At 44.7% G+C, this 19248-nt stretch carries 21 protein-coding genes; 11 read left to right on the plus strand and 10 right to left on the minus strand.

The genetic code is table 11. From position 1 onward, the window contains the following. The first annotated feature begins 19 nt into the window (after positions 1 to 19). The 9 genes from metK to KFE98_04290 all read left to right on the plus strand — a co-directional run bounded on the left by metK (position 20) and on the right by KFE98_04290 (position 8263). A complete protein-coding gene (gene metK / locus KFE98_04250) occupies positions 20 to 1276 on the plus strand; it encodes a methionine adenosyltransferase (GenBank protein UTW63378.1) in 1257 nt (418 codons plus the stop codon). Positions 1277 to 1480: 204 nt separating this feature from the next. Further along, on the plus strand, positions 1481 to 1975 hold the full coding sequence (locus KFE98_04255; GenBank protein UTW63379.1) for a c-type cytochrome: 495 nt from the start codon (positions 1481 to 1483) through the stop codon (positions 1973 to 1975). 18 nt (positions 1976 to 1993) lie between these two features. After that, positions 1994 to 3955 carry a Sec-dependent nitrous-oxide reductase gene (gene nosZ, locus KFE98_04260; protein UTW63380.1) on the plus strand — a complete coding sequence of 654 codons (1962 nt, stop codon included), beginning with the start codon at positions 1994 to 1996 and terminating at the stop codon, positions 3953 to 3955. A gap of 126 nt (positions 3956 to 4081) precedes the next feature. Then, positions 4082 to 4660: a hypothetical protein gene (locus KFE98_04265; GenBank protein UTW63381.1), complete on the plus strand. Its 579-nt coding sequence runs from the start codon at positions 4082 to 4084 to the stop codon at positions 4658 to 4660. After that, positions 4657 to 5079, plus strand: coding sequence for a nitrous oxide reductase accessory protein NosL (locus KFE98_04270; GenBank protein ID UTW63382.1), 423 nt, complete (start codon positions 4657 to 4659; stop codon positions 5077 to 5079). The genes KFE98_04265 and KFE98_04270 overlap by 4 nt, the downstream gene beginning before the upstream one ends. Then, positions 5079 to 6311, plus strand: a complete 1233-nt coding sequence (locus KFE98_04275; protein UTW63383.1) for a nitrous oxide reductase family maturation protein NosD — start codon at positions 5079 to 5081, stop codon at positions 6309 to 6311. Before KFE98_04270 ends, KFE98_04275 begins: the two co-directional genes overlap by 1 nt. Beyond that, positions 6304 to 7062 carry an ABC transporter ATP-binding protein gene (locus KFE98_04280; GenBank protein UTW63384.1) on the plus strand — a complete coding sequence of 253 codons (759 nt, stop codon included), beginning with the start codon at positions 6304 to 6306 and terminating at the stop codon, positions 7060 to 7062. The genes KFE98_04275 and KFE98_04280 overlap by 8 nt, the downstream gene beginning before the upstream one ends. Beyond that, positions 7055 to 7828 (plus strand): ABC transporter permease, encoded by a 774-nt coding sequence (locus KFE98_04285; protein UTW63385.1) that lies wholly within the window; start codon positions 7055 to 7057, stop codon positions 7826 to 7828. The genes KFE98_04280 and KFE98_04285 overlap by 8 nt, the downstream gene beginning before the upstream one ends. A gap of 3 nt (positions 7829 to 7831) precedes the next feature. After that, the gene (locus tag KFE98_04290; GenBank protein ID UTW63386.1) at positions 7832 to 8263 is read left to right on the plus strand and encodes an Rrf2 family transcriptional regulator; all 432 of its coding nucleotides are present in this window, start codon (positions 7832 to 7834) and stop codon (positions 8261 to 8263) included. A gap of 1 nt (position 8264) precedes the next feature. Here KFE98_04290 and KFE98_04295 read toward each other — a convergent pair whose 3' ends face one another. From KFE98_04295 to KFE98_04325, 7 genes are all read right to left on the minus strand, one after another. Beyond that, entirely contained in the window at positions 8265 to 9182 is a 918-nt protein-coding gene (locus KFE98_04295; GenBank protein UTW63387.1) for a TonB-dependent receptor, read from the minus strand. Continuing rightward, a complete protein-coding gene (locus tag KFE98_04300; GenBank protein ID UTW63388.1) occupies positions 9161 to 10540 on the minus strand; it encodes a TonB-dependent receptor in 1380 nt (459 codons plus the stop codon). Before KFE98_04300 ends, KFE98_04295 begins: the two co-directional genes overlap by 22 nt. A gap of 63 nt (positions 10541 to 10603) precedes the next feature. Continuing rightward, entirely contained in the window at positions 10604 to 11326 is a 723-nt protein-coding gene (locus KFE98_04305; protein ID UTW63389.1) for an SDR family oxidoreductase, read from the minus strand. Further along, entirely contained in the window at positions 11299 to 11736 is a 438-nt protein-coding gene (locus tag KFE98_04310) for an arsenate reductase ArsC (protein ID UTW63390.1), read from the minus strand. Before KFE98_04310 ends, KFE98_04305 begins: the two co-directional genes overlap by 28 nt. Positions 11737 to 11742: 6 nt before the next feature. Then, positions 11743 to 12411 (minus strand): MIP family channel protein, encoded by a 669-nt coding sequence (locus KFE98_04315; protein UTW64637.1) that lies wholly within the window; start codon positions 12409 to 12411, stop codon positions 11743 to 11745. Positions 12412 to 12415: 4 nt separating this feature from the next. After that, a complete protein-coding gene (locus KFE98_04320) occupies positions 12416 to 12940 on the minus strand; it encodes a VOC family protein (GenBank protein UTW63391.1) in 525 nt (174 codons plus the stop codon). 12 nt (positions 12941 to 12952) lie between these two features. Next, complete coding sequence (locus KFE98_04325) at positions 12953 to 13282, minus strand: winged helix-turn-helix transcriptional regulator (protein UTW63392.1); 330 nt, start codon at positions 13280 to 13282, stop codon at positions 12953 to 12955. A gap of 152 nt (positions 13283 to 13434) precedes the next feature. On the opposite strand from KFE98_04325, the gene KFE98_04330 reads away from it, so the two are divergent. Together KFE98_04330 and KFE98_04335 are read left to right on the plus strand one after the other, a co-directional pair. Next, entirely contained in the window at positions 13435 to 14700 is a 1266-nt protein-coding gene (locus KFE98_04330) for a T9SS type A sorting domain-containing protein (protein UTW63393.1), read from the plus strand. Between the two features lie 98 nt (positions 14701 to 14798). Next, the gene (locus KFE98_04335) at positions 14799 to 15482 is read left to right on the plus strand and encodes a response regulator transcription factor (protein UTW63394.1); all 684 of its coding nucleotides are present in this window, start codon (positions 14799 to 14801) and stop codon (positions 15480 to 15482) included. Between the two features lie 375 nt (positions 15483 to 15857). On the opposite strand, the gene KFE98_04340 is transcribed toward KFE98_04335, so the two are convergent. The 3 genes from KFE98_04340 to KFE98_04350 form a co-directional block, all read right to left on the minus strand. Further along, the gene (locus tag KFE98_04340) at positions 15858 to 17249 is read right to left on the minus strand and encodes an arginine decarboxylase (protein UTW63395.1); all 1392 of its coding nucleotides are present in this window, start codon (positions 17247 to 17249) and stop codon (positions 15858 to 15860) included. Positions 17250 to 17319: 70 nt separating this feature from the next. After that, positions 17320 to 18537 (minus strand): hypothetical protein, encoded by a 1218-nt coding sequence (locus KFE98_04345; protein UTW63396.1) that lies wholly within the window; start codon positions 18535 to 18537, stop codon positions 17320 to 17322. After that, complete coding sequence (locus tag KFE98_04350; protein ID UTW63397.1) at positions 18537 to 19226, minus strand: ABC transporter ATP-binding protein; 690 nt, start codon at positions 19224 to 19226, stop codon at positions 18537 to 18539. Before KFE98_04350 ends, KFE98_04345 begins: the two co-directional genes overlap by 1 nt. Between the last annotated feature and the right edge of the window lie 22 nt (positions 19227 to 19248).

Genomic DNA, 19248 nt, shown 5'->3' on the forward strand with positions numbered 1-19248 from the left:
TTATAAAAAATCAAGAAGTATGCCTTATTTCTTTACCTCTGAATCAGTTTCAGAAGGACATCCCGATAAAGTTGCTGATCAGATTTCAGACGCATTGATCGACAACTTCCTGGCTTGGGATGCAGATTCCAAAGTGGCCTGTGAAACGCTCGTTACTACAGGACAAGTTGTACTAGCAGGTGAGGTAAAATCCAATACCTACCTGGATGTACAAAAAATTGCTCGAGAAGTAATCGCTAAAATCGGATATACTAAAAGTGAATACATGTTTGACGCCAGCTCTTGTGGTGTACTTTCAGCTATTCACGAGCAAAGTGCAGATATCAACCAGGGTGTTGATCGTACCAGCAAAGAAGATCAAGGTGCGGGTGACCAAGGAATGATGTTTGGTTATGCCACCAACGAAACGGCGAACTACATGCCATTGGCTCTCGAATTGGCTCACCTGATTCTTAAAGAATTGGCCGATTTGCGCCGCGAAAATGATGAAATTAAATACCTACGTCCTGACTCAAAATCTCAGGTTACTCTGGAATATGATGACAACAACCGTCCGGTGAGAATCGATACGATTGTAGTATCTACCCAGCACGATGATTTTGACAGCGAAGCTAGCATGCTTCAGAAGATCAATGACGATGTAAAAAACATTTTGATTCCACGTGTTAAAGCTCAATTGCCTGCACACATCCAGGAGTTGTTTGGATCGGGAATTAAATACCACATTAATCCTACCGGAAAGTTTGTAATTGGTGGTCCTCACGGAGACACCGGATTGACTGGAAGAAAAATCATCGTTGACACTTACGGTGGTAAAGGTGCTCACGGTGGTGGTGCTTTCTCTGGAAAAGATCCTTCTAAAGTAGACCGTTCTGCCGCTTACGCGACTCGTCACATTGCTAAAAACCTGGTTGCTGCAGGTGTAGCTGACGAAATTCTGGTTCAGGTTTCTTACGCAATTGGTGTAGCTAAGCCTATGGGTATTTTCATCAATACCTTCGGTACTGCCCACGTAGACCTATCGGACGGAGAAATCGCTCGTAAGGTGGAAGAGATTTTCGACATGCGTCCTTTTGCTATTGAGCAAAGACTGAAGTTGAGAAATCCTATTTACCAAGAGTCTGCAGCTTATGGCCACATGGGTCGTCAAGCTGAGACGGTAACCAAAACATTTACTTCTCCTGACGGATCTTCTTGTGACGTTGAAGTAGAGTTGTTTACTTGGGAAAAACTCGATTACGTTGATCAGGTAAAATCTGCTTTTGGATTGAGCTAAAACCTGACTCTCAAAATACAGAATCCCCTAACCCGGCAAATGAGCTGGTTAGGGGATTTTTTTTGCGCTGACCTTCAAGCACTTCCAAAGCCAACCTCCTCACAACCAGAATAAAAGTGACATCAATCATTTATTTAAGATATAAAGGTCTTTTTTTCTTTTAATGAAGATTAAAACCTTTGAATATCCAAAAAGAAGGTCATTATGAAATTCACATCTGTAATACTGGCAACATTGGCAATCGCCTTTCTGGCCAGTTGTGGTGGCGACCCAGAAGCTACCGCACCGAAGAAGGAAAAAATGAAATTAGACAGCGAACCCACCACTCTTCCCGCTGCTCCTCCAAAACCGACCACTACGCTTGAAAAAAGCGACAGTAAAGGAGTTGGCCCCATTACGGAGATTCAATTGGAAGCCATAGATCAGGCCATGGCAGCTGAAGGGAAAGAGATTTACGAACAAAACTGCGTGGCTTGCCACAAGTTGGATAAGAAATTTATCGGTCCAGCTATTAGTGGAGTAGCCGACAGACGTACCCCAGAGTGGATTATGAACATGATTCTTAATCCCGAACAAATGGTGAAAGAAGATCCTATTGCCAAACAATTGCTGGTGGAAGCCAATATGGCCCCAATGGCCAATCAAGGGCTTAGTGAAGACCAGGCAAGAAAGATTTTGGAATACTTCAGAACGCTTTAATCATTAATACATTCTCAAATGAAAAAGTCAGGTAAAATCCTTTCGTTTTTGGCTCTGGCCGGCTTCCTGTTCTACGGATGCCAAAACAACGCAGGCCAAAAAGCAACAACAACACCCATCGGGAATGGTGACGCTGCCTCTCAGGTATATGTCCCACCTGGTGAACACGATGAATTCTACGCCTTCCTCTCTGGAGGATTCAGCGGTCAGGTAACGGTCTACGGACTTCCTTCAGGACGATTGTTTAAAATCATTCCGGTATTCTCGCAAGATGCCGAAAAGGCTTGGGGATATAACGAAGAAACAAAACCCATGTTGGAAACATCATTCGGATTCATTCCCTGGGATGATGCTCACCACCCCGAGTTATCTCAGACTAATGGTGTGCCGGATGGTCGCTGGTTATTCATCAACGGTAACAATACACCAAGGGTAGCCCGGATTGATCTGGGAACTTTTGAAACCACTGAGATTCTCGAGATTCCAAACAGTGGAGGAAACCACAGTTCTCCATTCACTACGGAAAACTCTGAATACATCGTAGCTGGTACCCGCTTTAGTGTGCCTTATCCTCAAACGGATGTAGCGATCAACTCCTACAAGGAAAACTTTAAAGGAGCTCTTTCTTTCATCAAAGCTGATGAACCAGGAAGCATGGACGTAAGTTTCCAAATCCTCGTTCCAGGATATGATTACGATTTGGCCCACTCTGGTAAAGGAAAGTCTCACGGCTGGACCTTCTTTACCTCTTACAACACCGAAGAAAGTCATACCCTAAAAGAGGTCAACGCTTCTCAAAATGACAAAGACTTCATCGCTGCCATTAACTGGAAAAAAGCGGAGGAGTATATCGCTGCTGGAAACTTCAAAGAAATGCCAGCCCGCTATGCGCACAACTACTACAACGAAGAGACCCACATGGCTACTTCTGAAATGAAAGAAAACGTGAAAGTGCTGATCCCTTCTGAATGCCCAGGGCTGATTTATTATCTACCTACACCTAAATCTCCTCACGGAGTTGACGTAGACCCAACAGGATCTTACATCGTGGGTGCTGGTAAGCTTTCTGCAGACATTACCGTTCACTCTTTTGACAAGATGATTGCCGCTATCGAAAGCCAGGCATTTGATGGAGAAATTGACGGTATTCCTGTACTGAAATTCGACGCTGTTGTGGAAGGAGCGGTACAGAGTGGAGGTCTTGGTCCATTACACACCGAATTTGACGGTAACGGATATGCTTACACCACCTTCTTTATCTCCAGTGAAGTAGTGAAATGGAAAATTGGAACCTGGGAAGTGGTTGACCGCGTACCTTGTTACTACTCTGTAGGTCACTTGATGATTCCTGGTGGAGATTCTAAAAAACCATGGGGTAAATACCTGGTGGCGATGAACAAAATCACCAAGGACAGATACCTACCTACAGGTCCAGAATTGGCACACTCTGCTCAATTGTATGACATCTCCGGCGATAAGATGAAACTTATCCTGGATTTCCCTACCATGGGTGAACCACACTACGCTCAAGGTATTGCTGCGGACGTGATCAAAGACCGCAGCAAGAAGATCTATCCACTGGAAGAAAACCATCACCCTCATGCCACTTTGAAAGAAGATCAGGTTCGGGTAGAGCGTAATGGCAACGAGGTACATATCTATATGACCTGTATCCGAAGTCACTTTGCCCCCGACAACATTGAAGGGGTAAAAGTGGGTGACAAAGTGTACCTACACGTTACCAACCTCGAACAGGATTGGGACACCCCTCACGGTGTGAGCATCATGGGTGCCAACACTTCTGAGCTACTCATCATGCCGGGTCAAACTGAAACCTTGCTGTGGGAGCCCAAATTTGAAGGTGTAATTCCTTTCTACTGCACCGACTTCTGCTCTGCCCTGCACCAGGAAATGCAAGGCTACATCCGCGTATCTGCCGCAGATGCCAATACAGAGCTTAGCTGGTCTTTAGGCGAATAAAAATAAGCTTGAGCGTATGCAGGAAAGGACCGGGAGAACAACAGATGTACCTGACATTTTGAATTCTTTTGGGCCGGTTCTTTCCTGTTTTTCGCTTGTCATCAAAGACATTTAATCGGGAATAAAATGAAACAATTACCACGTTTATTTATGTTGCTGGCGGTGTTACTCACCATGCAACTGTTCCTTTTCCCCATGTGGTCCATTACCCTGGTGGCCCCTCAATATCCGGACGGCATTACCATGTTTATCTGGATTGATCGTATCACCGGGGATACGGAATACACGCTTCAGAACATTAATATTCTGAATCACTACGTGGGAATGAAATACATCGAACCGGATTCTATTCCGGAGCTGCAATACTTCAAATACGTTGTATTGGCCATTTCCCTTCTCGGAATGGGAGCGCTTATTGCCAATCGCAAATACCTCTACCTATCCTGGTTCATCTTAGTGGCCCTTTTAGGCGCCTTGGGTATTTACGACTTCTATTTGTGGGAGTACGATTATGGTCATAACCTCAGCGAAACGGCTCCCATCAAAATTCCAGGCATGGTGTATCAACCGCCTCTGATTGGCACCAAAATGCTCCTGAATTTTGAAGCTACCTCATTACCTGCCACCGGCGGGTGGTTGTTTGGAACAGGACTCATGTTGTCTCTGGTTGCCTTTTTGACTTATCCCAAAACCAGTCGGCGATGAAAGCGTGGTTCATTTTGGCTTTGCCCCTGCTAACACTAGTGGGCTGCACACCTCGAGTGGAGCCCATTAGTTACGGCACCGATCCCTGTGCCCATTGTAAGATGATCATCACCGATGCTCGCTATGGCTCTGAGCTGGTAACAGCAAAAGGAAAACGCTACAAATTCGATTCAGTAGAGTGCCTAATCGATTACCTTTTGGAAAATGAGACGGAGATTCATAGCCTGTGGCTGACTTCATTTACACACCCGTCCAAATTGGTTCCAGCTGATTCTTGTTTCATCCTAAAAAGTGAAGCAATGCCAAGTCCAATGGGCCGATACCTCACGGCTTTTGGCAATTCTGATTCTGTGTTGGCCTACCAGTTTAATCACGGTGGCTCTGTCCTTCACTGGAAAGAGGCTCAAATCCGATTCTGATGAAAGCGTTAAGCTCCATACTTGGTGGGTTACTCCTTCTACCTGGCTTACTCATAGGTCAAAATATCCGGGTTTCACCCGGTGGGTTGTCCCTGGCCGAGGCCGTTCAACAGGCACAGCCCTTTGATCAAATCGTGGTGGAAGCAGGAACCTATTTTGAGCATGGCATCGAAATTCAAAAACCGCTTAAAATCACGGGCGAACCCGGTGCCATTTTCGACGCACAGGAACAGGGGGAAATTCTCACCTTGCATGCTGATAGCATAACGGTGTCAGGTCTGGAGTTTCGAAATATTGGAACGAGTTACATCAAGGACTGGGCAGCCATCAGCTCGGATCGATGCACCGGATGTGTTATTGAAAACAACCGTTTGATCAATGCCTTTTTTGGGATTTACCTACGTCATTCCGACCAATGTATCATCCGGGGAAATGAAGTGTTAGGCCAAGCCGAAATGGAGATGTCTTCAGGCAACGCCATTCACCTTTGGTACTGCAAAGACATTCTGATTGATAACAACAAAGTGGTTCAACACCGCGATGGTATTTATCTGGAATTTGTAGAAAATTCAGTTATCCAAAACAACCAGAGCATTAACAACATTCGCTACGGACTGCATTTTATGTTCTCTGACAAAAATCGTTACATCCACAACCAATTCATGGAGAATGGCTCAGGTGTAGCGGTGATGTATTCCAGCTTTATCGAAATGCGTGACAATGAATTCCGCAACAATTGGGGGCCCGCTGCTTATGGTTTGCTCCTAAAGGAAATATTCGATAGTCAAATTTCACACAACACCTTTTACAAAAACACTACTGCCATTTACGGTGAAGGTGCTGTGCGTACCCGGATAGACAACAACCATTTTGAGAGCAACGGCTGGGCCATGAAGATCCTCAGCAGTTGTATGGAAGATACCATTACCGGAAACAACTTTGTGGGTAATACTTTCAGTTTGTTCACCAACACGCCACGCAACTACAACCTGTATGAAAAGAATTACTGGAGCGACTATTCCGGCTATGACCTCAACCACGATGGAATTGGCGATGTTCCCCATCGTCCAGTGAGCCTCTTTACCTATGTGGTGGAGAAAAGTGAGCCTGCCATCTTACTATTAAGAAGTCATTTTGTTGGACTCCTTGAGTTTGCCGAAAAAGCTGCACCTGGAGTAACCCCGGAATCGCTAACAGATCATAAACCCTTAATGAACCCAAGACGTGATTAAAATAGAAAACATATCCAAGAGTTTCGGACGGCTTTCTGTTCTCAAGGGCATCGATCTGCACCTGGAAGCCGGAAAAATCTATACGGTGTTAGGTCCGAACGGATCAGGCAAAACCACTTTGATCAAAACCCTTCTGGGATTGATTCATCCCAATTCTGGTCAGGTATCCATTCAAGAGCAAACGATATTGGGCAACGACATCCTTCGTGAACGGATTAGCTACGTACCTCAAATTGCCCGATTTCCTGAAAACCTCCGGGTAAAAGAGTTAATTAGTCTCATAGACGGATTGCGTAAACAAAAAGCCAATCCTCAGCCCTTTATAGAGCTTTTTCAACTACATCCTTTTATGGATCAGAAGCTGAAAAACCTAAGTGGAGGTACCCGCCAAAAAGTGAATCTGGTTTTGGCTCTCATGTTTGACACCGATCTGCTCATATTAGATGAGCCCACCTCTGGCCTGGATCCGATCAACCGAATTCATCTTAAAAATCGATTGATGCGATTGAGGGATGAAGGCAAAACCATTTTGATGACCACCCACATTCTTCACTTGGCCGAGACCCTATCCGATGAAATCATCTTCCTGCTGGAAGGCAAGGTTGGATTCCAGGGAAGTCCCGGTGAATTGATGGAAAAAACACAAAGTCAGGATCTGGAGCAGGCGATAGCACGAGTATTGTCTATAGGACCTTCTTCCAACTCTGAATCTGTTGAACTAAAAACCGAAGGAGGACTGGTTTATGGTTAATGTATTTCGCTACTGTTTGTTTGACCTGCTTCGCAGTCGCTGGAGTGTGGTCTATACCGTATTTTACCTGATTTGTGCTTCAGCGCTACTCCACTTTTCTAATTCCCCAAGCAACGCAGTAGCCAGCTTAATGAATATTGTACTATTCATCACACCCTTGGTTTCCATGCTATTGGGGATCATCTACTTTTATCAAAACCGGGAATTTGCTGAGTTGATGCTGTCCCAACCCATTAAAAGAGTGCACTTCTTCCTGGGCAATTACCTCGGGTTGAATGCTTCTATGATCCTCAGTCTTTTAATCGGACTGGGTGTTCCAGCCTTGGTTTTTGGTTGGAACTACATCGGTCAACTCGGAATTCTGCTCACCTCAGGCATTCTCCTGTCCCTCATCTTTTCAGCCCTTGCTTTGTGGATTAGTCTTCAAAACGAAAACCGAATCAAGGGATTTGGGATGGCCATTTTAACCTGGTTATTCTTTGCTATCATTTACGACGGATTGTTCCTGATTCTCCTCTTGTGGTTCAGCGATTACCCCCTCGAAAATGCCGCCCTCATCGCCACCTTGTTCAACCCCATTGACTTGGGTCGGGTATTGATTTTATTGCAGTTGGACCTTTCTGCGCTGCTCGGTTTTACCGGTGCATCGTTTAAACATTTCTTAGGATCTTCTGTCGGTATCGTCGTGGCTTTGATGACTGCCGTATTATGGGTAATTGTACCTTTGGGAATCCTTCTGAGAAAAGGAAACCGGAAAGATTTTTAATGAATGTTACTGTCCAAAACCACTCAATACGCCATACGAGCCTTAATCTACATCCAACGCGAAACCCAAACGGGTGAAAATCGAGTGGATATCCGGAAAATTGCTGAGGCCATAAAGTCGCCTACCCATTTTACAGCAAAAATTCTCCAACAACTGGTGCGCCATGGAGTCATTTCATCGATGAAGGGTCCTAACGGTGGATTTGCTGCAGAACCTCATACGGCTCAGGTCAAATTGGGTGAAATCATTTCGATTATGGATGGTAAAGATTTTTCAAAGGCCTGCCTCTTAGGACTACCGGCCTGCTCGGAAGAAAAACCCTGCCCCATTCACCATCGATTCGCCAGCCTTAAAGCTTCCACAGTCAAACTCTTCGACGAATTGACCATTGGAACCCTGACCGAAGATTCGCTGAATACCTACTTGTCCTTGTAATTTAATTGTGAAGTCGTAGACCTATAAAATAGGTTCTTGGCTGCTGTGGCCCGTATATGTACGAAGCGTCACGATCCGGACCGCGATCAAAATCCTCCTGGAAGCTATCCAACAGGTTGTTGATTCCAGCGCTTACGATCAGCTTGTTCTTTTTCAACTTAAAGGTATGACTCGCCTTCAGATTGAGTTCCACAAAATCGGGTGTGCGCTCCAATCGATCAGCTTCAATGTAGCCTGCATAATGCTGAACCCACATAGGCCCTGTATAAATCATGGAGGCATTAATTTCCGTATTCTTCAAGCCGCTAAAGCCAGCCATTAAACTTCCATACCGCTCAGGCGTTCTCAAAAACGAGCGGGTAAGCTGATCATCACCCACCTCTTCCGACCATTTCAGCACTTCATCATAACGACTCCGAAGGATGGTAAATGTGGCTTCAAGGGTGTAGTACCTACCGTTGGTAATAGCGGCTTCCAGATTAATTCCCTGAACCGTGGCACCTGCTCCATTTCGTTTTTCCAATACGTTTTGATCATACTCCGAAGAAGCATCTTCTAACACAAAAGGATTGTGGATTCGAGTATAAAAACCTTCGGCCACCAATTCAATTTGTCCACCGGACCATTCTTTATCGTAGTCCAACGAAAGGGTATAGGAATCAGACTGTTCAGCATCCAAATTATCCGCCAAGCGAATGACCCTAATTTCTCCAGATACTAACTCGGTGTGTACTTCTTCTGAAAACAGCTGGGGAATTCGAAATCCTCGGGAATAGCTTCCACGCAACTCCAATCCGGGAGATAGGGTATAGCGAGCACTAATCATAGGACTGGCGTTGTATTGGTTAGGCTGGAAAGCATCCAAGCGACCACCTGCCTTGATTTTAAGCAACCCGTTTACATTCCAATCGTATTGCAAGTAGGCCCCAGGGTGCTAATCGTTTGATCAATGTATAAGTTGTAGCCAGGTTTCTCATCCGCCATGTCATCCCACTTGTACTCGAGTCCAGAGGTCAATTCTCCTTTTCCGATAAAAGGCCCCTTGCTTTTTCTGGAATATTGCAACCCACTCACGAAAGAAAAGTCCGTGGTTTTTCCATAACCATTGGGATCTTGACCTCCACCGTAGTAGTTATCCATATTAGTATTCTGGGCACTTACAAAGGCGTTCCATTTGTTCTTCCCGTTCTTCGACCAATAATCAAAGGCCAGTTCACCACCAATAACTTCTGACTGCAATTCTTCAGCAATATCCGTTTCGTGGGGTTCAAGATCCAGTAAATTTCCTCCCCTGCGATATTCCTGAAGGCCATATACATTCAAAGAAAGTTTCGCTTGCTTGCCCAAGCGATGAAAGGCCCTTGTACCTAATCCCAAGTTTTGCAAGCGGGGAATTTCGGAATAACCATCTCCATCGCGGTCATAAGCCTCCCGAGAGCGGTAGTTTCCAAACAAACTGATTCCTCCATTGTACGACTTGGTCATTCGGGTGGTATTGAAACCCAGATTATAGGCTCCTGACTTACTATTCATGACAGCGCCTTGCGTGTGTATGCTATAACTATTGCGCACGGGTTCTTTGGTAATCACATTGATGGTACCGCCGATGGCATTGGAGCCATAAAGAGCAGATCCTCCCCCCTTAATCACCTCCACCCGATCCAGCATGTCGGTGGGAATTTGTTCCAATCCATAGATGCTATTAAGAGCCGAAAAGGTAGGTCTTCCGTTAATCAGAATCTGGCTGTATGTACCCGCCAATCCATTAATCCGAACCTGGGAGAAACCACAATTCTGGCAATTGGTTTCCATTCGCAATCCGGGGGAATATTTAAGCCCATCGGAAACGGACCAGGCGTTGACCTGTTCCAATTGTCGTTGCCCAATTACATCTACCCGGACGGCTGCTTGCGCCCGATTCTGTTCGTTTCTCGAAGCTGAAACAACCACTTGTTCCAAGCCAAACACATCTGGTTTTAGGGTGAAATTTTGGGAATAGACCTGGCCATCTTTTACCTCAACACTGTCCGAAAAAGGCTTGTATCCAATGGCTCGGATCTGAAAAACCAACCATCCAGCTGGTAAATCTTTGATTTCGAAATAACCGTTAAGGTTAGCCACCGCACCTGTGGATCCGCCTTGAACAGAAACCTGGGCGTAAGGAAGAGGCTCATTACCTGCTTTAACTTCCCCTTTAAAGGTCACCTGGGAAAAAAGTGAAAGAGGCCCAAATAAGATTAGGGCCCCAATATATATCCAATACCAATTAGCTTTCATACCGAAGGCACAAAGGTAAGGATAAGTTTGAATTTTTAGATTAGTCTAAAAATTTATTTCGAGTCACCTTTTGGGTCGAACAATTATCTCGCTTAAGGTAACGTCTTCGGGCTGTTCTAAGGCATGCAAGATCTGATTTGCAACATCTTCGGGTTTCAACCCTGCGGCAAAATAGTCGCGCATTTCGTTTACCAATCCATCATTGGTAGATTGTTCGATAAAAGGAGTTGCGACAGCACCGGGTGAAATCGTGGTGACTCGGATATCCTTGGCCATTTCCAAATGAATGGATTGACTGATGGCCAAAACGGCATGTTTGGTGGCGCAATAAACTCCCGAATTTGGGAATACCTGATGGGAAGCAACAGATCCCAATTGAATCAGTTGAGCACCTTCCGACTTTTTTAAGTGTGGCAAGGCATGGTAAATACAATTGAGGAGCCCCTTGATGTTTACATCCACCATGGTATGCCATTCAGCCAACTTACCCTCCTCTACAGGATCGAAATATCCCAAACCGGCATTGGTGACGAGGGCATCCATCTTGCCCCATTTCTCCACCGTTTGATTCATCCAATGAGCTACCTCGCTTTCGTTGCGAACGTCAGCAGCTACATACAAATGATCTCCTGTCAATTCAGATTGCAGGGCATCCAGTTTTTGCTGGTTGCGAGAAGTTAAGGATAAGCTGAACCCATTTTTATCCAGCAACAGAGCCGTAGCCCTACCGATTCCACTCCCCGCACCGGAGAGCAGAATTACCCTTGAGTGTTTTCTTGTTTCCATTCTTCCACAAAATTCTGGCAATAGGCCTTAATTTCACCACGAACACGATCAAATTCTTTGATTTTGTCTTCCGGAGAACCTTCATATTTGGATGGATCGGAAAAATTGTGGTGAAGCTTTTTGGCTTGAGTGGGAAAGTAAGGGCAGCGTTCTTTGGCATTATCACAAACCGTAATGACCGCACTAAACTCAACATCGGCATACTCATCAATATGATTAGAGGTATGTCCGCTGATATCAATTCCATCCCGTTTCATGGCCGCCACCGCATCGGGATTCAATCCATGGGTTTCCACTCCAGCACTGTAGGCATTAAACCATCCTTGTCCAAGGGATTTAAGGTACCCTTGAGCCATTTGACTCCGGCAGGAATTTCCTGTACAGAGTACCAACACATTTTTAGTTGACATGTTTGTTTATTCTTGAGATTGCTGTTTCAACATTTTCCAGGTGAGGATACTAAAGGCAGCTCCACCAATAGGACCTACCCAATAAAGCCAATGATCTGCCCATTGACCAGAAACCAATGCCGGACCTAAAGACCTCGCCGGATTCATGCTGGCTCCAGTCATTGGTCCAGCAAAAGCTGCTTCGAGCATCACCACGGTACTGATAGCAATTCCTGCCAGAGTACCAATTTCTTTGGATCCGGTAGAAACCATAATGATGACCAACATAAGAAAGTAGGTCAGGATAAATTCCATGAGCATAGCCGCCATAGGCGACAAGCTGGGATAGGTCCCTCCAAGGTATTGGCTGTCAGGAAAAAACAGGTGTAAACTCCAGGCGGCCAAAACAGCTCCAATACTTTGGGCTATAACATAAAGAGGTACCTCTTTCCACGGAAATCGACCAGAAAGGGAGAAAGCGATGGTCACCGCTGGGTTAATATGCGCCCCACTGGATTCACCAAAAGCATAGATCATAGCCAACACAATGGCTCCAAAAACAAGGGCGATGCCAAGGTGACCAAGCACTCCGGCATACGCCTCATTCATAACAATGGAACCAGCCCCGAAAAAGACGAGGCCATAGGTTCCAATTCCTTCGGCCAGAATTCTGGCCGTCAATCCTGATAGTTTCATTCGCTTAGCAGCATCCAGATCCTGGAGCACAAGAAGGGCCGTCAGCGGTAATCTCCGCCAATTGAATTTTTTGTTTTGGTTCGGTTACCATCGCTGGAGAACAGCAAGCCTCGGCTTCCGGTGCATTCTCATCTGCATAATGAGGATCGTTATACTCCACATCCTCGTGCAGCTGATACACTTCCCAAGGGTGCCCATCCGGGTCTTTAACCCAAAACTTATCCTGGCGGGCATAACAACAATTGGTGCCCATTTCTTCTCTGGTTTCCAATCCGAGCGCCTGAATGGCTTCCATTCTGGATTGAAGTTCCTCCGCCGAATCGATACGAATGCCCAGGTGTCCAAAATTGGGGGATACCCGGTCCGCATTCTCTGCAAAGGAAATAACCAATGAAGGTTCCTCTAACTCAAACTTGACATAACCACTTTTTACCTTGGCTGGACCTTGTCCAAAAAATTTGGTGTAAAACGCTACCGTATTATCGATGTTAGCCGAATACAAGCTAACGTGCATACTTGGATTTTTCATCACTATTTCTATTTAACAACAGGTTGAATGGGGATCGAATTGATCGAAAAAGCCTCCCAGCTTGGACTTGGCCTCAGCCCAGGCAACTTCATCGATGCAGTAGCAAACACTCGTACCTTCAATCGTTCCTTTAATCAACCCCGTATTTTTGAGCGCTTTGAGATGCTGTGACACGGTGGCCTGAGACAATGGCAGGTGCTCTACAATATCGCCGGTAATACAGGTATTGGACTGAATCAAATGCTCGAGAATCGCCACTCTTGCGGGATGTCCCAAGGCTTTGAATAACTCAGCCAGGTCGTTTTGTGTAACCGAGAAGTTTTCTGATTTCGTTAAACCCATCGTAATAATTATTTATTGCAATATTACGATGAAAGAGTTTGACGACAAGCTTCATTTCATTTTTTTTACGAATTCAACCAATTGATAAGCGGTCAAACACTCCTCGAAATTATTGTTTACATTTAAGCTCTTAATACCGTAAACAGCTTACTATGAAGAACTTGCTATTCTCTATTTTTACCCTAACCGCCTTAATTTTTACCGGGTTATCCGCTAACGCCCAGCAATCAGATTTTTCTCCTCTCGTTAACTACGGTGAAAACCAGGAAGCTATTCCTTCCTCCCAATTACCGCTACCTGCAGTACATGGTATGCAAGCAGCTGGAGATACTCAAGAAGTATGGCTAAACTATGGTCGAGCTATCTACAACCAAGGAGGCTCACGCAGCTATTTTAGAAATTACCTCTATCCGGATTCTACTGTGCAAGTGGAGTTTAGCTCTGGTTATGGAGCAGTCTGGAAACACTCTTTTGGTGAAGTTTTTGATCCTAAGTCGATCTACTTCAAACTGGATTTGGTTAACCTGAATGACACCTCTCGCTACACCGTAGATTCAGTAGCCTATTTCTACCGTTATTTCCGGTGGAATGATCAGGCACCTGACACCTTGCGTATTCAGTTTTATGACCGTACCAAAATTCGCTCCCGACATGATCCAGGATGGCAAAGTGGTGCCTCCTATGCGAACGTTGATTATGACTACCAGATAAGAAAAGGCTCAGACCCATCTTATGAAATCACCTATTTATTAGACAATAAGGATACGGCCATGTTTGCCGGACAACGTCGATTGGCCTTCGATGTAAACCTTCCCTTCGATACGGGATTGTTTGCCTCAACCATATCTTTCTTTCCCGGTCATCAAGACGGCATCGATGACACCATAGATGTGTACATCGACCCACTGGCCACCAATCGCGTAAACGCTTTCCTGGTTTACGAATTTAGAGATGAAGTGCCCAATGTATTGGCCGGTGAGTACAACAATGGCCTGGTGGTTACTCAAAGTGTTCGCTACGACTACAACTCCAATGGCTGGAGAGACCGTTATCAACCCGGTACCGCTTGGGCCTCTGCTTCAGGAATATACCATACCGATATGGAGTTTAAGTTGATCTACACCGAACTCGGTTCTGGAGGTGGTGGCAATCCAGGTTCCGTTGGCGAATACAATTTGGATGATCAAATAACCTTGTTTCCTCAACCTGCACAAGGCTATTTCGAATTCCGAAACAACAGTGGGAAATCCATTGCAACCTTAAATTTAACGGCAGTGGATGGAAAATGGTCCAAGACCATAGACCTTTCTTCTACCTCCGAAAAAATTGATATCAGCGATCTTCCAGCCGGGCTCTACCTGGTAGAAGGTTCGGATCAAAACGGGTATTTCTTCCGCAAAAAATTAGTGGTTCAATAGAGCCACAGGGGTAGAAAATCTGGGCACTGGGTAAATAGTCTGGTGTTTTATAAGAGAGTGGTCTATTTTAGACTTGCGTCGAGTAGGCAATCAACATTATGCTAAACAAGGAGGACACGCTCACCATTGCAGTGGTGGACGATCATCGGCTATTCCGTGAGGGACTGTGTCGGATTATTCATGCCTTTGAGGGAATGGAAGTCATATTTCATGCCGCCGGAGGAAACCCTTTGCTCAAGTTTCTGGAGTCGAATAGCGATCTACCTGATCTGGTCATATCCGATTTAAAGATGGAAGATCTGGATGGTTATCAAACCACGCAGGCTATAAAGGCCAAATACCCGCAGATCGGAGTCATTGTGGTGTCTATGTACGATTCTCCCGAAAACATCATTGAATTGGTCAGTGCCGGCGCCGATTCCTATTTGAATAAGAAGATTTCATCGGAAGATCTTCACCGAGCTATCTTAACCGTAAGTTCTGGAGAAAAATATTTTACCAAACGGGTATCCAAGGTTTTGGCCAGTCATGTATCCAATCAAGTATCGAGATCTCGGGATTATTCACTGTCTCCTGAATTCAAGCCACTCGAGATTGAAGTACTGCAACTGATCTGCCAGGAAAAAACAAATAAGGGAATTTCAGAAGAGCTTAAAATCTCGGAAAGAAGCATTGAAAACATCCGAAAACAACTCTATCGTAAAACAGGAACAAGATCATCCACAGGATTGGTGATATATGCCATTTCCTATGGTCTTTTTAGTCTTTATCAAAAATTTTAGGCTATTTGAACTAAAAAATGAAACCTTTTAGAATTAATTTTCGTAAATTAGGTATCACTTCACCACTTAAACTAATGAATATCAAGGCAATAAAATCAATAAATGCATATTACCCCATCTCCTCGGATGTGGGAAAACGGTCGAATTTCTCCGGATTTCCACCGTCAATAAAACGGCGAAAGCCAATACCTTTGAAGTAGTTCTATGAACGTAATCGATTCCGATCTGGCAAGGGTAAGAATCGGTTACCTCAAGCAACTACCAAAAACCGGGTGGGTCGTTTACCCCTTCTTCCCTGATCCTGCACAAGCGACTCATCAAGCTAAACTATAGTCTGGCTGATTTTCAGCCGGACTATAGTCACCCGGTTCAAAGTTAATATCCAAGGGGTTTCAACATACTTTTATAACTCTGTTCTTTGGAAAACAGCTTGAAATGGGCCTTTCCATCCTCTAATCGCTCAATGATTATTTGTCTTGGAGAGGGAATCAGACAATGCTGAACTCCTCCAAACCCACCTACAGATTCCTGATACGCTCCGGTTCCGAAAAAACCTATGTACAAGGGATTTTCTTCCTCATACCTCGGTAAGTAAATCGCATTTACATGCTGCTCGGAGTTATAGTAATCATCGCTGTCGCAAGAAAGCCCTCCTAAAAGTACCCGCTCGTATTCATCCTTCCACCGATTGACTGGTAGCATGAGAAAACGACTATTAATGGCCCAGGTATCCGGAAGAGTGGTCATAAAGGAACTATTGATCATGTTCCAGTTTTCCCGGTCGTTTTGCCTTTTTTGGTGAACCACTTCGTAAATGGCTCCACCGGCCTCCCCAACTGTAAAGGAGCCAAACTCGGTAAATATATCAGGTACGGGAATACCAGCACGGTCGCAGGTAAACTTCACATGACCAATAATTTCATCGATAATGTATTGGTAGTCATACTGAAAATTCAAGGAAGTTTTGATCGGAAACCCACCGCCAATATTTAAAGCGGTTAGCTCCGGACAGTTCTTTTTTAGCTTCACATAAACATCCAGACATTTGGAAAGCTCGTTCCAGTAGTAGGCCGAGTCCTTTATCCCAGTATTAATGAAAAAATGAAGCATTTTCAGCTTCACTTTAGGATTGGGCTTAATCTCTTCCAGGTACAAACGTTCAATGTCTTTGTAGCGAATTCCAAGACGAGAGGTGTAAAACTCAAACTTAGGTTCTTCCTCAGAAGCAATCCGGATACCGACCTCGAAAGGCTGGTCAATTTCACGATCAAGTTGATCCAATTCACGGATATTATCCAGTATCGGAATTACATTTTTGAATCCCAATCGAATCAATCTGGCGATTCCTTCAGCATATTCAGGCATCTTATATCCATTGCACAACACATAATGTAACTTACTTACTTTACCTGCCTCATATAGACTTTCAATCAAATTGATATCAAACGCTGAAGAAGTTTCCAGATGAACGTCATTATTCAGCACCTCTTCGAGAACGTGTCTAAAATGATTGCTCTTGGTACAGTAGCAATAAAAATACCGGCCTTCGTATTGATGCTTCGCCATGGACACATTAAACCAGATCTTAGCCTGGTTAATATTTTCAGAGATTTTCGGCAAGTAAGTAAACTTGAGTGGAGTGCCATACTGTTTGATCAAATCCATGAGTGGAATGCCGTGGAAAACCAACTGATCATCATCTAATTGAAACTCTTTCTGGGGAAAATCAAAGGTATTCTCTACCAGATCGATGTACTTCGTCTTCATAAATCCAATTGAGTTACTTTCAAAAAATCGGCTAAATGTAACTCAGTTAATTCAGATAGATGACCGTGAATTAAAAATTCAGCTTGAATCGGAGGTAATAAATGGAACCGTAACCGCCATAAGCAGTATTCTGATCACCAGCGAATATTTGGCCATTCAGCAGAATTTCAAAGTTATCTGCCACCGTGTAAGAGACCATGGGGCCAAAAAACAGAGAGCCGTCAGATGGGTTGAGAATGGAAAAGATAGAACCTCGTAACATGGGCATCAACTGGTAGGACACTTCGCCAAAAACGTTGTGCATAGCTGGGCTCAACGTCTGAGCCGACAATTCCCGATTTAGAAAAAAGGCCTGGTAATCTCCAGATTTGGCGTCCAATCCTTCGCTATTATACAAGTAGGCACCATGAATGTAGAGTGAGTTTTTGAAGGTATAATCCAAATCCACGGAGGCCACTAACTGAGGATTAAAAGAAAGGTATTGATAAGCGGGATAAAAATAGGTGGCTTCGCCTCTAAAGCCTGCTCCCTTTATTTCACCTGACCAGCCTAAACCACTAATCCAATAACTACGCTGCCAGCCCGCAAAAAACTGAAGATCGTAGCCCTTCTTATTAAATTTATAAAGCCCGGCAACACTGCTACTCTCAATGCTATCGGAAAGAGCGTAAACCACCTCCATGCTGGAAGAGGGTCCGGTGAAATATCGAATTAAGGCCGCATCCGTTCCCGGCCGCTCCTCGTAATCGAAATCAAAAAAGCTGTAGGCATTGAAAACATCGTTTGGATTCCACACCAATCCTGTCCCCCAGTTAATCCGCTGCCTTCCCAATATAACTTCCCAGTTTTTATAAGAATAGAACAGGTTGAGTCGATCGAAGGTACTGTGCATCATGTAGCTCGTATCGCTGGCCCAGATCCAGGTTAAATCAAAAAAGGAGGGATCGGAATCCATGAGCTGGTAATAATCAGGGACAAGGGTATAATTGGCCTTGTGGAGCTCTCCCCAAAAAAAGCGATTCCGCATGGCGGTCTCAAAAGTCAGGCTATTGTTGATAAACCACTTGTAGTTTAAGCGGTTGTGAAGTAGGTTGTCTCCTTGCCATTGCCCTGAACTTGTGGGAGGGACAAACAGCGTGTTCAGGTATTTGACATAGCCATTGAACTGCATATTTTGAAGAAGCTGACTTTTCTTCTTGGTTGAATCAGCGGCTTCCTGTGCTACCGAAAAACGGGGTAGAACAAGCAAGGTGGCCAGGGCTAAAAGCAAGAGATAACGCTTTTTCATTATCCGTCTTTACGCTCGTCTCGAATGATCTTTCCATCCTCCATGTGCACGATACGTCTGGCTTTACGCATAACCCGTTCGTCGTGGGTGGCAAATATGAAGGTGGTATTTTCTTTTTCGTTTAGCTTTTTCATCAAGTCCAATAAAGCTTCGGTAGATCGGCTATCCAAGTTGGCCGTTGGTTCATCAGCCAAAACGAATTTAGGCTTAGAAGCCAAAGCCCGAGCCACAGCTACCCGCTGTTGCTGACCACCCGACATTTCACTTGGTCGCTTATACTTTTGGTCCAGAATTCCCAACTCTTTGATTAACTCGTCTACCCTGGCTTCGCTCTCCTTTAGATTGGCTCCTTGTAACTGCATGATAAACTCGATGTTTTCCTTGGCATTGAGCACTGGGATCAGATTATAGGCCTGGAACACGAAGCCGATATGGTTTAACCTAAACTCAGTTAGCTGCGACGGTGTGAGCGTAGAAATATTGGTACCCGCAATTTGAACGTGGCCGCTACTGGCTTGTTCCAAACCTCCCAGCATGTTAAGAAAAGTCGTTTTACCGCATCCGGAAGGACCGACCAAAGCCGTGAATTCGCCCTCCTCAAATTCCACATCAATTCCATTAACGGCATGAACCGGAACGGTAGTTTCGTTATAGGTTTTCTGCAAATCAGAAATTTTTATGACGCTCATAATTCCTTTTTTAATCTCTTTC

It is taken from the genome of bacterium SCSIO 12741 (genome assembly GCA_024398055.1).
Classification (GTDB): domain Bacteria; phylum Bacteroidota; class Bacteroidia; order Flavobacteriales_G; family Salibacteraceae; genus SCSIO-12741.

Bases quoted from the DNA above. Each gene is read 5' to 3' on its own strand.
- metK (UTW63378.1), top strand. From the start codon at position 20: ATGCCTTATTTCTTTACCTCTGAATCAGTTTCAGAAGGACATCCCGAT.
- KFE98_04255 (UTW63379.1), top strand. From the start codon at position 1,481: ATGAAATTCACATCTGTAATACTGGCAACATTGGCAATCGCCTTTCTG.
- nosZ (UTW63380.1), top strand. From the start codon at position 1,994: ATGAAAAAGTCAGGTAAAATCCTTTCGTTTTTGGCTCTGGCCGGCTTC.
- KFE98_04265 (UTW63381.1), top strand. From the start codon at position 4,082: ATGAAACAATTACCACGTTTATTTATGTTGCTGGCGGTGTTACTCACC.
- KFE98_04270 (UTW63382.1), top strand. From the start codon at position 4,657: ATGAAAGCGTGGTTCATTTTGGCTTTGCCCCTGCTAACACTAGTGGGC.
- KFE98_04275 (UTW63383.1), top strand. From the start codon at position 5,079: ATGAAAGCGTTAAGCTCCATACTTGGTGGGTTACTCCTTCTACCTGGC.
- KFE98_04285 (UTW63385.1), top strand. From the start codon at position 7,055: ATGGTTAATGTATTTCGCTACTGTTTGTTTGACCTGCTTCGCAGTCGC.
- KFE98_04290 (UTW63386.1), top strand. From the start codon at position 7,832: ATGTTACTGTCCAAAACCACTCAATACGCCATACGAGCCTTAATCTAC.
- KFE98_04300 (UTW63388.1), bottom strand. From the start codon at position 10,540: ATGAAAGCTAATTGGTATTGGATATATATTGGGGCCCTAATCTTATTT.
- KFE98_04305 (UTW63389.1), bottom strand. From the start codon at position 11,326: ATGGAAACAAGAAAACACTCAAGGGTAATTCTGCTCTCCGGTGCGGGG.
- KFE98_04310 (UTW63390.1), bottom strand. From the start codon at position 11,736: ATGTCAACTAAAAATGTGTTGGTACTCTGTACAGGAAATTCCTGCCGG.
- KFE98_04315 (UTW64637.1), bottom strand. From the start codon at position 12,411: ATGAAACTATCAGGATTGACGGCCAGAATTCTGGCCGAAGGAATTGGA.
- KFE98_04320 (UTW63391.1), bottom strand. From the start codon at position 12,940: ATGAAAAATCCAAGTATGCACGTTAGCTTGTATTCGGCTAACATCGAT.
- KFE98_04325 (UTW63392.1), bottom strand. From the start codon at position 13,282: ATGGGTTTAACGAAATCAGAAAACTTCTCGGTTACACAAAACGACCTG.
- KFE98_04330 (UTW63393.1), top strand. From the start codon at position 13,435: ATGAAGAACTTGCTATTCTCTATTTTTACCCTAACCGCCTTAATTTTT.
- KFE98_04335 (UTW63394.1), top strand. From the start codon at position 14,799: ATGCTAAACAAGGAGGACACGCTCACCATTGCAGTGGTGGACGATCAT.
- KFE98_04340 (UTW63395.1), bottom strand. From the start codon at position 17,249: ATGAAGACGAAGTACATCGATCTGGTAGAGAATACCTTTGATTTTCCC.
- KFE98_04345 (UTW63396.1), bottom strand. From the start codon at position 18,537: ATGAAAAAGCGTTATCTCTTGCTTTTAGCCCTGGCCACCTTGCTTGTT.
- KFE98_04350 (UTW63397.1), bottom strand. From the start codon at position 19,226: ATGAGCGTCATAAAAATTTCTGATTTGCAGAAAACCTATAACGAAACT.